The sequence below is a fragment of the Paenibacillus sp. Y412MC10 genome, assembly GCF_000024685.1.
GTDB classification, from domain to species: domain Bacteria; phylum Bacillota; class Bacilli; order Paenibacillales; family Paenibacillaceae; genus Paenibacillus_AQ; species Paenibacillus_AQ lautus_A.
Map to the genome: position 1 here is coordinate 6,054,673 of NC_013406.1, position 13,940 is coordinate 6,068,612.

Consider the following 13,940-nt stretch of genomic DNA (forward strand, 5'->3'; position numbering starts at 1 on the left):
CTGCTTACACCACCTTCATATTCAGCGACATCGTGTGCGTACCGTCCGAGAATTTATGCGTACACTCATCGATGAGATACGGCTTCAAGCCTTCTTCCGGCAGATTCACATAGATCGTGTTTCCGGCACGGACCCGTAAATCCCCGATAGCCTCGATGGACAGCGTCTGCTGCTCCCTGTTCTTCAGCTCCAGCAAATTTTGCGCTAACTGCTTCAACTGAGCCGGATTCATGTTCTCGTCAGCGACTTCGTATAACTGGAGCAGGCCCCACTGGGCAATGTTTTGTCCGTGCTGATATAGGTAAACGTCCCGCTTGCCCGTCTGCTTGTTGTCCCGCACGACTTTGATGCGGTTGTACGTCTCGTTGTCGATGCTTTTTTTATATGAAAAATCCGTCATGAGGCTGTCTTCTCCCACCGCAAGCATGAGCAGCATGTCGTTGATGTTAGTCAACGTCAGTTCGCCGTACCGGTCGTAAAACATATAGTACTGCTTAGTCGCGATCAATGTGGAATCCAGAGCCTTGCAGATGATATCGATCAGTTTCTTGTCCGCTTCCAGCATGGCAGGTATCGTATGGCCCGTATCGGCCAGCGTTCCTGTCTTCAGATTGAAATCCTTGGCGATCTTCCGGATGATATCCTCCACCTTGGCATTCGTAAACCGGTAGGTGTCGTTGCTGGACAGGTAGCGCAGCTGGTCGTAAGCCATCACCTTGACCTGGGCGTCCATGCCCCACTCTTTGGAAAAAACATACCCATAAAACAGATCCTTGTTATCCTTGCGGAAGCGCACAATGTCGCCGTTCTCCACTTCGAATGCCTTGCTCTGCGCCAGGCCATCGTTCACATAGTTGATATCCAGACTTGCCGGCTTCGCCTGACGGCTTGTTTTCCATGTGATGTCGGTTACGATCTGCACCAAATCCCACACGCTTCCGTTCTTGCGGTCAATCATCAGTTCGATCATGGCGCCACCTCTTTAAGGAATTTTCAGAACCCGGCCGACGGCCAGCTTCCGGACCTCATGGTCCTTGATTCCGTTTAGTTTTTGGATGTCCGCATGACGGGAACCGCTGCCGAGCAGCTTTTGAGCAATACTCCACAGGGTGTCGCCTTTGGTAACCGTATAAGAGGTTGGTTTTTTGCGGTCATCCGGCCTGTCTTTGGTTTTCACCGCAGCGGCCTTTTTGTCCTTAACCGGCATAACCTTGCGTGCCCCATAGAACACATAGCGCTTAAGCGTGATCGAGAATTCGATATCTTCCGGCGATCCGGACATCGTATTCCAATTGAAACTTTCGATGGAGGCCGCCATGTTGATGCCAAAAGACTTCATCGCCCGCACCACATTCTTGCCATCCGTACCGCTCAGCGGATCGGGAACAAGCCCCGTCATAACAAAGCGAACAGGTCGGCGGGACTCCATCCAGCCTTTAATGGTATTTACGTATTCAATCGGAAGCTTCAGCTTTTGGTCAGAGCCTAGATGTACAAAGGGGTACACTCTCCCCGGAAAAAAGCTTTCAAACGAGATCTCCGTCAGCTTTGGATGCAGAATCGCATTCACTTCGCCTAGCCCCGCGACCGTATAGGATTTGCCTTCACCGCTATCCTTGACGTCAATCCGCTCAGGGTTCACCGGAAATCGGAAAACCTCCTCCTGGTTATTGAAGCTCAGAAAAAATCCGTAATCGCTCATGCTACAAGTACACCCCCTCGGCACTAGACACAAACTGCTCCTCCAGCGTCCGGTTAATTCTCGACATGATCGTATCCAGATCGGCCCCGGAATTAATATCTCCCGTCGTCATCTGCACAGTCGGCGTCAGGGTGATCATATTGCTGATCGCATTCACTTCCGCCAAATCGCGCATCACTTTCAGATCCTCGCTCGCCACGTCCACCGAGTTATCCACTTTACCAATGGAATCGATGCTGCCGCCCGCAGGGGCTACCGGGATTGGGGCCGTTGGCATGGCGGGCATGGACGGGGTTGGGGTGGTTTTCGGAACGGTAACATCGTATCCGGTTTTGCCGTTGTTGTATTGTTTTAAAAGATCCTCGTTGTTCTTGCCCAAGTTCTTATCCGGCATGAATTTATCCTTGAAGGTATCCATCGAAAAATCTTCTATCGCTTTCTGTCCCGTATCCTTAAAATTCGTAAAGTCTGCTTTATACTCAATCTCGGCGATTTGCTTGGTATCTACGCCTAGAACTTTACCGAAAAAGCCCGCTACCGCGTTCACACCTTTAATGATCCCGTTAATGACGGAAATGACCGTGTTGACCGTGTTTTGCGCCAGATCGACAATGAAGCCGAACACGTTACTAAAGACCTTTTTCAGTCCTTGTGTGACTACACTCCAAACACCGAATGCTGAAATCACGGCGATAATTAAAGCAATTAAATACATAAGTGGATTCGCATTAATAATCATATTAAGAATCCTCATTGCTCCGGCTTGGATGCTGGTTGCTGCCGTTAAGAGATTCGTTTTCATAGCTGCAGCTAGTTGAGCGGCTCCATAACCTAAAGCAACGATTCTACTGGTTATTAGCCCAATATTGAGGATTCCTAGTAATACAGCTGCAAACGTAATGATGGGCAGTAACCCCATAAATATGCTGATAACGTTCCAGATTGCCATTCCTACGCCAGAAATCGCACCTTTAATAAATTCCCATGCCGGTGGCACCAGTTCTGCAATCCACATAAACACTTGGACCAATACAGATAACCCAATTGTTAAAGCATCAATGAACGGCTGAAATGTTCCTGATTCAAATGCGGCACTTATCATTTCCATTAACGGCATAATGGCTGCCAAAGCTCCAGTTCCAATCTGAACAAACGAGTTATCCACTAGTCCCAGCAGCTTCTGCCACTTGTTAACGGGAGAATCCATCATTGAGCCTAATGCTTCTTGCGTCATGCCGGATTTTTGAAGCAGCTTATCCATGGATGAGAGAAACGCAGTAAAATTGCCCTTAGATGAGGTAATTTCCGCATTGAAACTTTTGATTTGGGCATCAGGAATATTAAAATTTTTCGCTAAAGAACTAGTATCTCCGCGCATTGCACTCATAATTGCCTCTGTTGCATCTTTAGAACTCTTGTTTCCTGACGACATCATGCTCATTCGATCGGCAAAGCCAGTAAGCTGCGTGAGTTGATCCGAATTTTTGGTTGCCGACATAAAGGTCAGTGCGTTTTCTAGAGATTGATTAACATCCGAGCCCGTCTTCAGCGCATTATTCTTAAAAGTCTGAAACATCGCAGTTCCCACTTCTGCATTGCCTGATTTTACTTTAAATAGATCTTCTAGCTTCTGTTCCTGAGCAGCAGGAGCAATAGTCGCCTTGACGACAATTGCTCCCGCTTTATATGCCGATTTGGCAAATTTTAAAGCTTTGCTAAGGGCGCTCGCTTTCTTCTCGCCTTCTCCCATTTTTTGATTCATTTGTTCGATTCCATCCACGACTTTTTCGGTCATCTGAAGCATTTTTTCTTTATACGAGACAGATTTTGCCGTTGAACGCGTTAATTTTTCTTGCTCTTCCTTAGCCTTAGTAATCTGTTTGACAACCTGTTCGTATCCCTTTTCAAACTGCAGCCATTGACCAACCAACACATCATTGGCCATGTTGTTAAAGTACGACAGCGCATCCTTTACACTCGCCATTCCTTCACCCCCTTCTTCTACAACCTATCTCCGCTTCCGGACTCGCTCCAGCTTCTCCTTCTCCACCCGCATCGAGATCATGGCATAGATGGCGGCCCGTTCCCGGACCGACATCGCCATGAGCTGGTGAGGAAGGATGTGCAATTCGTGGAGGGCGTAGTACGCATAGTTCGCGTCTCCGTCGCCCTCTTTGATTAGTTTTTTACATCATCCACCAGATCGTTCATATCGCGGTCAAAACCGTTCAGGGCTTGCACCCGCTCGCCAAGCGCGGCGAACTCGCCGGGCAGCAGCATTTTGCGGAGCAGGGATTCCGCACCGAGCACGCCGTAGGATTTTTGCAGCTCGCTGTTTTTCAAATCCGGGTAAATGACGCTCGATACCATCAGCTTCGCCATATAGTCGTTCGGGTCGATTTCCGGCGTGAAGACGCCATTCTTACCCTTGACCTTACGCGTAGCCGCTTTGCGGCACTCCTGGTTCTCCTCCTCCGTGATGCTGCGCAGCTTCCAAGGAACGGGGCTCCCTTCTGCGTTCTTAAAACGAACAGAGACCACGAATTCCTCCGTGATCTCCGCAGACGACTGGCCAGCAAAAAACATACTAAAATCGCTCATATTCCTTCCTCCTCATATATGAATAAGTATTAAGCCAATGGGTTAAACGGCGTCTCAATCCGCACATTCTCAAACGTGAAGGCCACTTCTTCCTCCAGTGCCTCCGCTTCCGTGTCTAGAGATGCCATAATCACGCTGTCCAGGTTGACCCCTTCCAAAATCACCGTCTGACGTCCCGTCGACGAGCCCGGATCCTCGTTGCGCACTTCGATCATGAAGTAGGCGTCTTTGCCGGTCTGAATGTATTCCATCATCAGCTCGCGGAACAGCGTGGTCACGTAATAAATGGTCATCGTGCCACTGCCCTTCCAGCCAATGGCTTTGTGCTGCACAGCGCGTTGGCCCATCGTTTTCAGCTCAGCTTTTTCCTTCTCCACCGTAGCTTCCAGTGTTTTAATGTAGAACATTTCCTCCATACGGTCGCCAATCTTGACGAATGCCTTGCCCTCTTGCCCCGAAATCGTGTCGCTTGCCCGCAAAAATGCCATCTTAGACCACCTTCACTTTCATGTATACTTTTTCAATCGCATCCACCGGCTGTACCTTGATATCCACAAATAGCACATCGCCTTCCGTGCCCGGCGTCACCACAATATCTTCGTTCGCATCGAAATTTTGGATAGCCCCGATGTTATGCAAAGACGCAAAATACGCCGCGCATTCCGCCCAAAACAGCGTCCGGCCATCCACATTGTTGTCTACCTTCCCGATATAGGACTTCTCGAAAATCAGCTTCAGATCATTCGCAATGCCATCCAGGACGCGGACCACACGGTTTTTGGAAAAATGGCGCGCTTTGGCCGGCTCAATCGATGTAAAACTGTTAATATCCTGCTCGACCACGGCTTTGCCGCCGCTGTAGCTGAACAAGAACTCGCCCTTCGTGAGTGCCGCTTCAATCTCCGTATGGCTTAGACGAACATCGGTATCCACCGCTTCATCGTAAGCCGCATACGTCAAGGATTCGTTGACCGCTGCCGCAGCGGTGGCTCCTGTGACCCAAGCCACCGCCTTCACCTTGTCTAATATGGTGCCGTCGGTGAGAACAACGCCATTTTTCACGGAGATGATTCCTTCATAATCCGCAGTTGGATAGTCTGGCAATACAGCTTGTACCTTCTTGCCGTCCTGCTCGCGAAGCCTCTTGACGAAAGCGGTATACAAGGACTTGAGCGTTGGGTCTGCAGACAACAGGCCAACGGTCTGGAAGTCTTGGACCTCAAGCGCGGCAAGGAAGTCCACATGCTCTTGGTTCGTCACGGTGCCGTTTGCGCCGCCAGTCAGTGCAAAACCTGCCGTTGCCGCCAAATCGCCGGTATCCGGTGTGAAGGTTACGTACAGGTTCGGCTGCAGTTCGGCTGCACTAGCTACAAGCTGCTTGTCCACGGCTTTGCCGCTCAGCAGCGTGCTGACCACAAACTTGCGGGGATCATCCACCGCGTGCTCAACAACGATCTGGATGTCATTCCCACGCTCTCCGCCGTAAAGAGCAGTTGCTTTCAGTCCGGCCACAGAACCGGCCGCCTGTACGCCACTGTTCAAGCGGTACAACAGAAGTGTGCCAGCACGCTTGAGGTTTTCTTTTACCGAAAGCAGCTGCGGTGCCGTGATATCATAACCCAGCACATCAACCAGATTGGTACCTGGTTTGATCGTCAGAATCTTTTGCGGCTCTCCCCATGGAAGGGACAAGCCCAGTGCGGCAATCCCCCTTTCACCTACTCGCCCGATCGGCTGCTCCTGCGATGAGATTTGGGTGTAAACGCCTGGTCTTACTTTGTTGGGTGTTGTCCATGTTCCTCCGGCCATTTAGATGACCTCCTTTTTCAAAAATGTGGTGAGTTGCTCTTTCGCTTGCTGAACGGTGTACGTTTTGCCCACTTCGAGAATGGCGCTAAGCACATCCTTTTCGCGATTACTAAATTGATTGGATTGTACCAGCTGGTGTTTGTTGAACGTCGGTGCTGTTTCTTTTTTACTCATTTCAAACCGCCTCCCTGTTTCAATGTTTGCATCTTGCTTTCCGTTTCGACCTGATCGGTCGTCAGCTGAATAACGTACTCTGCACGAAAATATCCTTCTCCCGATGTCCCATCATTCCCCGTTGGCTGCTCCCAAGCCACTGATGAGGCGCGGCATGGACGGCCTTCAACATCTAGTGAAGTCAACGATTCAAGCATCTCGTCCATGATCGTAGCCACTGGCTTCCCAGTTACCGGAACATAATGGATCTTGAAACGAAAACGAGCCGTATATCGTCGTTGCGATATCGGCTCGAACTCGGCTAGGGTTAGCTCGGTTTGGAAGTATGGGGCTGGTGGTAATAGTTCATTGTCTTCTCTCAATTGCGTTGTGATATCTGAAAACTTTGTCTGTAAGGTTCTTTTCAGTGAACTCTGCATTTCCAGCAAGATCATACTAAATCACCTCCCTCTTCAGGTCGAAATGCCGATGTTTTAATAATCCCAAGTTTTCACAAACTCATTTTCATGTTAATGGAAGTGCGACGAGATCCAACAGTTACTCTTCGAAATGTTCCATCTGGACCTCAGTCGAATTAGTATTTGCTTCTTCCTGATCTCTCAGAGTAAGAAAACCATTAATAATTCTAGCTTCTTCGCTCAGTACGTACATTTGCGCGTGAATTTCCTGCAATCGCAGCTTAGCAAGCTGTCGGATATCCTGCGTGTTTTCCTCCATGCTTCTTCCTCCTTAAATACCAGACCATTCATTTGCCTGGTCAGTTCCAATAAGTGATAACGTTTCCTGATATTCATTTTCAGTAATTCTTTCAGTAGAAAGTGCACCGTCGATCTTGTCCTTTCCAAAATTAGCGGCTGCATATGCCTTAATGTCCTCGTGGTAGCTGTGTCCTACGGAATTGAATTTTCGAGTACCATCTTCAAAGATTGCGAATCCATAACCTCGTACCATGCGTTGTCTTGCTGTCAGCAAAAAAATCACCTCCCAGATATTTAAATAATGCCTGCAGTTGCGAGTGCTTCGAGTATAAAAAGTTGGTCGTCTTGCATTGCTGCATTGCGTTGTTTTAACTCGTCAGCTATGATTTGCAATTCAGAGTTTTTCTTTTTTAGAACTTCCAGGGAATCTTCTGGTTGAACAGCGAATTTTTCAAATATAACCATATCGGTTAACTCGTCCGCGTGACGCTCAATGTATTCAAGCGCATTCTCCTCCGTAATCGGAACAATTCCCATTTCAAATGGTGCATGAGGTTGAAGAAACGTCCTGTCTCCGACCTGTAATACATAATAACGTGCGTTATCATTTCCAGTCGGGTTATGAATAAACTGTCCATTGAACTTGTCAGTGAACTTATACACTTGATGCATAACGGTTAACCCAACGATAAACTGTTGAAGCTCCTCTTCTGTACAGATTAATTCTCTACCCTTGTATTCCATTTGGTACCTCCCTACCCCATTGTGTATTCCAACGTTTGATATGAAAACGTGCCATTATTGGCGTTCACACCTCCTGGAATGTAAGCTTTATTCCCGACAACTGCTGCTTTTGTTCCGTAGATGGACTGTCCACTTGGTGAAACATCCGGCGAAGTTACCCATGAATTTGTTACTGGATCATAGACATCAAGTTGATTCCATAATCGATATACATAAATTTTATTGTTATATGTCCATGCGCATGGCCGCTCATTGGCAAACAACGCGTTCGCCTTTTGCATCCAGGTATTGGTGCTTGGTGTAAACTGATACACGTAGTTCGTCCAACGGTTCCCAGACGTCATACCACCGATAGTGTAAAGACTATTGTTTACTACGGCAGAGGCTCCATATGCCATGGCATTAGGCATATTTGCCATTCTCGTAGAGCTATTTGTTGCTGGATTGTACTGGAATGTATATGAGTAGAGAGCACCATCAAGACCACCTGCTGTATACCCAAATGAACCGATAGTGCCGGAAAACTGTGATTCTCCAGATACTGTTGCTTGATAATTTCGGTACGTATTCGTTATTGGACTATAGACAACCCCTACGTAGTAGTCAGCGTTGCCACCCTGCATATAAATCTCATTATTAATAACGAAAGACGCCCCATTTACCTTTCTATAAGGCATGTCCGCCATAAATGACCATGTGTTCGTTAATGGATCGTATCGCTCATTACGTTTTGATTCATATCCATCCGCAATAGCTCCAGCGAATCCACCAATTGTATAAACATAGTTTCCTACAGAATTTACATAGCCCCAGACATGAGTCGTATTCATATTAGCCAATACTTTAAATCCTTGACCTGTCCAAACTTGTTTCCAAACGCCTCCGACTCTTACCCATACTTGAGTTGCTTTCCGCCATGTTCCGCCTACACGAGTATGAACGTTTGAAACGTTCCGAAATGTGCCTCCGACGTGTATACTTAGCGCCATGAAATAGCCCTCCTCTCCTTATGAGTATTGAATCCATATTTGACCGTCGAACCCACCTGATGGAGTGGCTGTTGATTTGATGACATGCGACTCCGTCATAATATCGCCGCCGCCTTTATTCCAATTTAGCTTTATATCAATTAAGGCGTTATCACTTGGTCGAGTAGCTCGAAAAATAAGACCTGCCCCCCCATAAGCATCATTAACACTATTAATAATCGCTTTATTACGCCATCCATTTAACGGTATATTTCCAGCATTTAAGAAAACATAAGCATCTTGGGACGTCGAGACGCCCATGGCTCCGGTGGTTACTGTAAAGGATCCGTCTGTACCGAAAGCTGCGCGCCGTGTTTTACCAACAACAATAGAAAGTTCCTGAGCCGTTGCAGTTCCGATAATTAGACCCGGATTACATCCGTAGAATCCTGAATCATGAACGGCAAGAACCCCCTGCGATTGATCCGTCCGAAGCGTAAGATTTAGGTTACCTGTTCGATAAATGTCAACTACCTTGGACCATCCTTCGGTATTCCATGCCTCTGTTTGGCTCCCTATCATGATGTGTCCAGATGTATCGATTCCAAACATTCGTGTACCGGTACCGTAATTGCCGTTATAGACTCGTAAGGCAGGCTTTGAGGACACATCATCTGAGACAAGGTGGAAGTTTTTCGCTGCCATTGCATCCTGTCCGATCTGCATACCGGCACGGCTGGTCAAAATACGATCCAGCCATACAAAAGAACCGGACGCTGTAACTCGACCGCGCACTTGATTATTCGTGATGAATCGAAAATCATTATTCGTTGGCGTACCGATCCATGGATCATTTGCATCGGAACCGAGTCGAAGAATACGTGTTCCGTCGGTTACATCTATCATTCCCGCATCTAGTACCCCGCCCTTCTTAGGCATTACTTTGCTATCGATATCTTCCGCTAGAGCGTTCAGATCTCTGACAACGTTCGCCGTCATTGTGTCATCAATGAGCGGTAGTCCTAAAGCTGCTGTTAGTGCCATATGTTACATCAGCCCCCTATTATAAATTGCCCCATATGTTTTTCCCGTTGTCACCACATCTCCATATGTCAGGCCACTCTCTACAAGCTCAACATAAGTATAGAAGCGGAACGCATACGCCACCGCCAGATGCGCCGGCTTGATCTCCTCGATCGCCGACTTCAAGTCCTCCAGATTCGGCGGGATGCCGAGCGTATCCACGAATTTAACCGTAAAGCCCCATTCCTCGGGCTGAAAAGATACCTCGACCGTGCCGCCGTCGTAGGCCTCCGCCACATTTTTCACGAGCGCACCGGAGAAGGTTCCCGCTCCGCGCAGTTTGGACTCCAACACCGCCCGCCGCTGTTCGATCGGCTTGTTCCGGTCGGTGGGAATGCCGAGCTCCATCTCCCAGCGCTCCAGGCCCCAGGTTGCTGTACGGACAAAAAACTGATCTGCGGCTGAGTTCAGCGCTTGGTAAAGAGCGTCCAACTCGCTGCCCTTGGCATCCATATCGGCTTGCATGACGCGGGAGTTCTCGTAATAAGCCGGAAGATAAGAAAACAGCTCGCGTCCGCGCAAGCTGTTCATTCGGGCATTATTCACTTACGCTCACCGTCCCCAGCACCGCGACCTGACCGGAGCCAATTTCGATGTTTTGCTGCTCGGTATGGCCGTTAATGGTCAAATCCGAGTAGTCGACGATAATCGGGATATCCAGCAGTACGGCAGCTATTCTTGTGTATCTTACCAACGGATCTTTCCTATTAAAAGCAATCTGCTGTAAATACGTCCGAACGCCATCCTCGATCAGCTTCCGAATTTCGTCCATCGTCGAAGGCTGCTCCTGCGTACGCTGCACTTTGACGGAGATATCAATCGGAACTTCCGCCGCTGGCATCACGGTAATAACGGGACCCGCCGGGGCTACGCCTTCTCCCTGTCCATCCTGCGACGGGTCAATGTGCTGCTGAACGGCATCCACGATATCCGCGCTTGCCGCTCGCTTGTCCGTATCCAGTAGATACAGCCCAACGGTGCCGGGCCCTTTCCACAACGGCGCCACTTCCACGCCGCCAACGCCGGCAATCTCATTGGCCCACTGCATGTACTGCGCTTTGTTGCCGCTCGTTCCCTGACTTCGGACTTTGGCGTAAAAACGCTCCAGGAGCGACTGGTCGCTTTCGGTATCCGTCCCGCTCCGCGTCGGTTCCGGGTTCGTAACCGATGTTACGCCGCTGACCGACGTCATCATCAGCTGAATGACGCCTGCAGGTACATTGCCGCTGCTGCCCGGCATGACAGCACGGATCGGCGCCGTGCCGGCACCCAAATCACTTAGCGTCACCCCTGACGTGGTCACATACTCCACGGAGGATTCCCCGGAGCCCTCATCGGCTGGTGTAGCTACGTAGGTTCCGGCAGGCACGGTCGTCCCCGGCTTCCCCGTAAACAGAACGCTACCTGACGATGCGACCGCTTCCCGCCGGGTAATCCCATGCTCTGCCGTCCTCAGATCGAGTTCGGCAGACCGGATATCCGGGTGATCGCTTGCCACCGTGCTCGCAAAGCCACGACGCAGCAGCTCCTGCGCCCACAAGGCAGCCTCAGACAGCATAAACGCAACCGGCGCCTGCGCATCCCAAATAAAAGAGCCCTCCGACTTGTCGATGTCCGAAGGCACTTTGTTCAGCATGCGGTTCATAATGTTCTCTTCCGTCTGATCCAACAAATATAACGGCAAATCTGCCATCAGATCACCACGCTTTCTATGATTTCCGTCTCATCCCGAACGCTCGTAATACGGCAGCTGAAACGACAGGCTTCTCCTTCCCATTCAAAAACAAATTGATCCACGCTCTCCGTCCGTGCGTCCGACAGCAGCGTCTCGGTTACCATGCGCTGAATTTCGCTCTCTTGCAGAGATCGGTCGTAGCCTTTGCCGACCAGCTCCTCCAGCTCGCTGCCGTAATCGGGCGTATAGATCAAATGGCGGTAACGCGGCGTACGGATCGCTTTTTCGCACCAGATGACCCAGGCTTCCTTCTCATCCGCAACCGGAATCTTCCGGGTGGGAGTCATCACGAACTCGCCGGCTTCAAAATCATACCGCCAGCTCCGTCCAAAAACGGCACCTTCACCCTCCAGTACCTCCGGATCCGTGGCATCCGTCCAAACCATATCCTCGTTTTCGGGAAACAAATTAGCCACCGCTGCTCACCACCTTGCATACAACCACCACGTCATTGCCGCTGTTGACCCGAACGGCCAGCACGCGGTCCCCCGGTTTCAAGCCTTTTCCCAGCTCAAAAAGGGTATCTTCGACTTCATTTTCTTCCACATCAAATGTCATTTCCTGCGGCTGTCCTCCCAAAGTGGCGGTACCAACAGCCGTATAACGGGGTAAGGACAACATTCCAGGCAGCTCTGCCACCATATAGTCCTGCAGCTCATGCTTGAAATCATCCAGCTTAAGTCCCGTCGAGGTTATCGTGCCGAGAACGGCCCCTACACCGCCCATGGCTTGACGGGTTTGCTTGTTTAATGAAGCATATAAGGAGGACGCCAATTGTCCATAGGGGTCTTTATTCAAGGTAAAACCTCCTTTTTACATCGTCATAACTCCCCAGCTCCAGCATCATGCTCCCGGGGTTTCCCAGCTCCCGGCTGACGGAAATCACGAGCAGCTTCATCGAGCCAAGCATTACCGCATCTCCGGCGCGAATCGTATTGACATCAGGTGCATTAAGGGAGATCGTCTCCCGGATCCCCCTCAGTTTGCTTCGGGCCAGCTGGCGGGCAGCCGCAGGCGACTTCACTTCATCATCCTGAATGATCGCTTGGAGTTGGCCGTATTTGGCGATATCCTTCTCCTCGATGGCCATCACCTTGGAAGGAACCTCTTGCCCGGTCTCGCTGGCGGCTGTCGCCAGCACCTTGACCTTGGTCGCCGCGCCCTCCAACGTCCGCGATTGCGTGGTATCCGTGATAGCCTCCAAGATGTAGACTTCTTTATTCGTTCCCAACTCATACAGCTCAAGACCTGAAGAGATCATCCGCGGATGATACAGCTTGCCGCCGGCTTTGGCCGTCTCGCGCAAATCAGCGAACATACTGGCATAAATCGACTGCGTCCGGTAAACGGAACGCCCCAGCTGCTTCTCGGTATCCGGCAAAACGGCAATTTTCAGGTTCCAGTCCGCCGCATACTTTTTGAATCTCTGGGTGGCGGTCTGCTTCGCCGGGAACAGATATTCATCCTCCGACTTGTCGAGATATACCGTCCGATCGTACAGCGTGAGGGTCATCCGCTTCACCCCATTGTTGGAGGTTTCCACTTCCCACACGACAGCCGGGTGCAGCAGGGGGACATCATCTTTTTTACCGTATGGAATTCCGCTGATCCGGATCGCCATTCCCGGCGAGATCGGCGGCAAATCCGGCGTGACAACCAGATTGACGGTTCCCTGATAAGCGACTTGTTCAAGCGAATCCCGCAGGTTGATAGCTTCCACCAAGGGAGAAAGATCGTATTGATCCTGCAAAATCACCTTGTAACTCATGACAGCACCAGCTTCTGGCCGGGTTTGATGGCGTTCGGGTCTTTGCCGATCGTCTTCTGGTTCAGCTTGTAGATCTGGTTCCATTTCGAGCTGTCCCCGAGCTCCAGCTTGGCGATTTTGGAAAGCGAGTCTCCTGCCTTCACGATATACGTCTTGTTCTTGTCCTTCATGTCGGCCCGGGGCTTTTTATTGGTTCCTGCTGCCCCGCTGCTGCCTGCCGTTTTGGCCACCTTCATGTCACTCCATGTCCGGAGCGTGATGTCAAAATACACATCCCCAACCTCTCCGCCCCGGAACGTGGACTGATGGGAGGCAACGTACACCGGAACGTTCACCGCCGTCTTGGTAATGACAAATTGCAGCGGTGTTTTATACGCCAGAAACTCATTGAGTTTGTTCATCGCGGTTTGCGGTTTGATATGATCTCTCTCATGGCCTTTACAAAAAGCTGCATCATACTCTTGCGGGAAAAAGGAAGAGAACGATATCTCCTTAATCCGATTCCCTTGCGGAAAATCAAACTCTCCATAGTTGAGAATCGTGGCCGTTTCCAGGCCCTTTTGCCGCGATATGGTCACCTCTTCGGGATTGACCGGGAATCGGAATGTCATGCCTTTGCCGTTCTTCAAAATAAACTCCACCTTGGGCCCCTCCTTTC

Annotated in this window: 19 protein-coding genes; all 19 read right to left on the reverse strand. The window is 50.0% G+C overall.

Annotation, left to right across the window (positions count from 1 at the left end):
• Positions 1-4 precede the first annotated feature (4 nt).
• Entirely contained in the window at positions 5-970 is a 966-nt protein-coding gene (locus GYMC10_RS26550) for a hypothetical protein (RefSeq protein ID WP_015737355.1), read from the reverse strand.
• A gap of 12 nt (positions 971-982) precedes the next feature.
• Positions 983-1,702: a LysM peptidoglycan-binding domain-containing protein gene (locus GYMC10_RS26555; protein WP_015737356.1), complete on the reverse strand. Its 720-nt coding sequence runs from the start codon at positions 1,700-1,702 to the stop codon at positions 983-985.
• 1 nt (position 1,703) lies between these two features.
• The gene (locus tag GYMC10_RS26560) at positions 1,704-3,686 is read right to left on the reverse strand and encodes a hypothetical protein (RefSeq protein ID WP_015737357.1); all 1,983 of its coding nucleotides are present in this window, start codon (positions 3,684-3,686) and stop codon (positions 1,704-1,706) included.
• A 194-nt stretch (positions 3,687-3,880) separates the two neighbouring features.
• Entirely contained in the window at positions 3,881-4,303 is a 423-nt protein-coding gene (locus GYMC10_RS26565; RefSeq protein WP_015737358.1) for a phage tail assembly chaperone, read from the reverse strand.
• 29 nt (positions 4,304-4,332) lie between these two features.
• Positions 4,333-4,791, reverse strand: a complete 459-nt coding sequence (locus tag GYMC10_RS26570) for a phage tail tube protein (protein ID WP_009594586.1) — start codon at positions 4,789-4,791, stop codon at positions 4,333-4,335.
• A 1-nt stretch (position 4,792) separates the two neighbouring features.
• Entirely contained in the window at positions 4,793-6,112 is a 1,320-nt protein-coding gene (locus GYMC10_RS26575) for a phage tail sheath family protein (protein WP_015737359.1), read from the reverse strand.
• On the reverse strand, positions 6,113-6,286 hold the full coding sequence (locus GYMC10_RS32675; protein WP_015737360.1) for a hypothetical protein: 174 nt from the start codon (positions 6,284-6,286) through the stop codon (positions 6,113-6,115).
• Positions 6,283-6,720 carry a DUF6838 family protein gene (locus GYMC10_RS26580; RefSeq protein ID WP_015737361.1) on the reverse strand — a complete coding sequence of 146 codons (438 nt, stop codon included), beginning with the start codon at positions 6,718-6,720 and terminating at the stop codon, positions 6,283-6,285. The genes GYMC10_RS32675 and GYMC10_RS26580 overlap by 4 nt, the downstream gene beginning before the upstream one ends.
• Before the next feature lie 103 nt (positions 6,721-6,823).
• Positions 6,824-7,003, reverse strand: a complete 180-nt coding sequence (locus GYMC10_RS26585) for a hypothetical protein (protein WP_015737362.1) — start codon at positions 7,001-7,003, stop codon at positions 6,824-6,826.
• Between the two features lie 12 nt (positions 7,004-7,015).
• Entirely contained in the window at positions 7,016-7,258 is a 243-nt protein-coding gene (locus tag GYMC10_RS26590; protein ID WP_041622059.1) for a hypothetical protein, read from the reverse strand.
• Positions 7,259-7,278: 20 nt separating this feature from the next.
• Positions 7,279-7,728: a hypothetical protein gene (locus tag GYMC10_RS26595; protein WP_015737363.1), complete on the reverse strand. Its 450-nt coding sequence runs from the start codon at positions 7,726-7,728 to the stop codon at positions 7,279-7,281.
• Positions 7,729-7,739: 11 nt separating this feature from the next.
• Positions 7,740-8,717, reverse strand: a complete 978-nt coding sequence (locus GYMC10_RS26600) for a Kelch repeat-containing protein (protein WP_015737364.1) — start codon at positions 8,715-8,717, stop codon at positions 7,740-7,742.
• Positions 8,718-8,735: 18 nt separating this feature from the next.
• The gene (locus GYMC10_RS26605; protein ID WP_015737365.1) at positions 8,736-9,740 is read right to left on the reverse strand and encodes a hypothetical protein; all 1,005 of its coding nucleotides are present in this window, start codon (positions 9,738-9,740) and stop codon (positions 8,736-8,738) included.
• 3 nt (positions 9,741-9,743) lie between these two features.
• Positions 9,744-10,310 carry a YmfQ family protein gene (locus tag GYMC10_RS26610; RefSeq protein ID WP_049788828.1) on the reverse strand — a complete coding sequence of 189 codons (567 nt, stop codon included), beginning with the start codon at positions 10,308-10,310 and terminating at the stop codon, positions 9,744-9,746.
• Positions 10,311-10,317: 7 nt separating this feature from the next.
• Positions 10,318-11,472 carry a baseplate J/gp47 family protein gene (locus tag GYMC10_RS26615; protein ID WP_015737367.1) on the reverse strand — a complete coding sequence of 385 codons (1,155 nt, stop codon included), beginning with the start codon at positions 11,470-11,472 and terminating at the stop codon, positions 10,318-10,320.
• Positions 11,472-11,930 (reverse strand): DUF2634 domain-containing protein, encoded by a 459-nt coding sequence (locus GYMC10_RS26620; RefSeq protein WP_015737368.1) that lies wholly within the window; start codon positions 11,928-11,930, stop codon positions 11,472-11,474. The genes GYMC10_RS26615 and GYMC10_RS26620 overlap by 1 nt, the downstream gene beginning before the upstream one ends.
• A complete protein-coding gene (locus GYMC10_RS26625; protein WP_015737369.1) occupies positions 11,923-12,312 on the reverse strand; it encodes a hypothetical protein in 390 nt (129 codons plus the stop codon). Before GYMC10_RS26625 ends, GYMC10_RS26620 begins: the two co-directional genes overlap by 8 nt.
• A complete protein-coding gene (locus tag GYMC10_RS26630) occupies positions 12,305-13,282 on the reverse strand; it encodes a hypothetical protein (RefSeq protein ID WP_015737370.1) in 978 nt (325 codons plus the stop codon). Before GYMC10_RS26630 ends, GYMC10_RS26625 begins: the two co-directional genes overlap by 8 nt.
• On the reverse strand, positions 13,279-13,923 hold the full coding sequence (locus tag GYMC10_RS26635) for a LysM peptidoglycan-binding domain-containing protein (protein ID WP_015737371.1): 645 nt from the start codon (positions 13,921-13,923) through the stop codon (positions 13,279-13,281). The genes GYMC10_RS26630 and GYMC10_RS26635 overlap by 4 nt, the downstream gene beginning before the upstream one ends.
• Positions 13,924-13,940: the final 17 nt, after the last annotated feature.

Excerpts from the sequence above, each read along its gene's own strand:
- GYMC10_RS26605 (WP_015737365.1), bottom strand. The coding sequence starts at position 9,740 with ATGGCACTAACAGCAGCTTTAGGACTACCGCTCATTGATGACACAATG.
- GYMC10_RS26555 (WP_015737356.1), bottom strand. The coding sequence starts at position 1,702 with ATGAGCGATTACGGATTTTTTCTGAGCTTCAATAACCAGGAGGAGGTT.
- GYMC10_RS32675 (WP_015737360.1), bottom strand. The coding sequence starts at position 6,286 with ATGAGTAAAAAAGAAACAGCACCGACGTTCAACAAACACCAGCTGGTA.
- GYMC10_RS26580 (WP_015737361.1), bottom strand. The coding sequence starts at position 6,720 with ATGATCTTGCTGGAAATGCAGAGTTCACTGAAAAGAACCTTACAGACA.
- GYMC10_RS26550 (WP_015737355.1), bottom strand. The coding sequence starts at position 970 with ATGATCGAACTGATGATTGACCGCAAGAACGGAAGCGTGTGGGATTTG.
- GYMC10_RS26585 (WP_015737362.1), bottom strand. The coding sequence starts at position 7,003 with ATGGAGGAAAACACGCAGGATATCCGACAGCTTGCTAAGCTGCGATTG.
- GYMC10_RS26615 (WP_015737367.1), bottom strand. The coding sequence starts at position 11,472 with ATGGCAGATTTGCCGTTATATTTGTTGGATCAGACGGAAGAGAACATT.
- GYMC10_RS26570 (WP_009594586.1), bottom strand. The coding sequence starts at position 4,791 with ATGGCATTTTTGCGGGCAAGCGACACGATTTCGGGGCAAGAGGGCAAG.
- GYMC10_RS26600 (WP_015737364.1), bottom strand. The coding sequence starts at position 8,717 with ATGGCGCTAAGTATACACGTCGGAGGCACATTTCGGAACGTTTCAAAC.
- GYMC10_RS26565 (WP_015737358.1), bottom strand. The coding sequence starts at position 4,303 with ATGAGCGATTTTAGTATGTTTTTTGCTGGCCAGTCGTCTGCGGAGATC.
- GYMC10_RS26560 (WP_015737357.1), bottom strand. The coding sequence starts at position 3,686 with ATGGCGAGTGTAAAGGATGCGCTGTCGTACTTTAACAACATGGCCAAT.
- GYMC10_RS26595 (WP_015737363.1), bottom strand. The coding sequence starts at position 7,728 with ATGGAATACAAGGGTAGAGAATTAATCTGTACAGAAGAGGAGCTTCAA.
- GYMC10_RS26630 (WP_015737370.1), bottom strand. The coding sequence starts at position 13,282 with ATGAGTTACAAGGTGATTTTGCAGGATCAATACGATCTTTCTCCCTTG.
- GYMC10_RS26575 (WP_015737359.1), bottom strand. The coding sequence starts at position 6,112 with ATGGCCGGAGGAACATGGACAACACCCAACAAAGTAAGACCAGGCGTT.
- GYMC10_RS26610 (WP_049788828.1), bottom strand. The coding sequence starts at position 10,310 with ATGAACAGCTTGCGCGGACGCGAGCTGTTTTCTTATCTTCCGGCTTAT.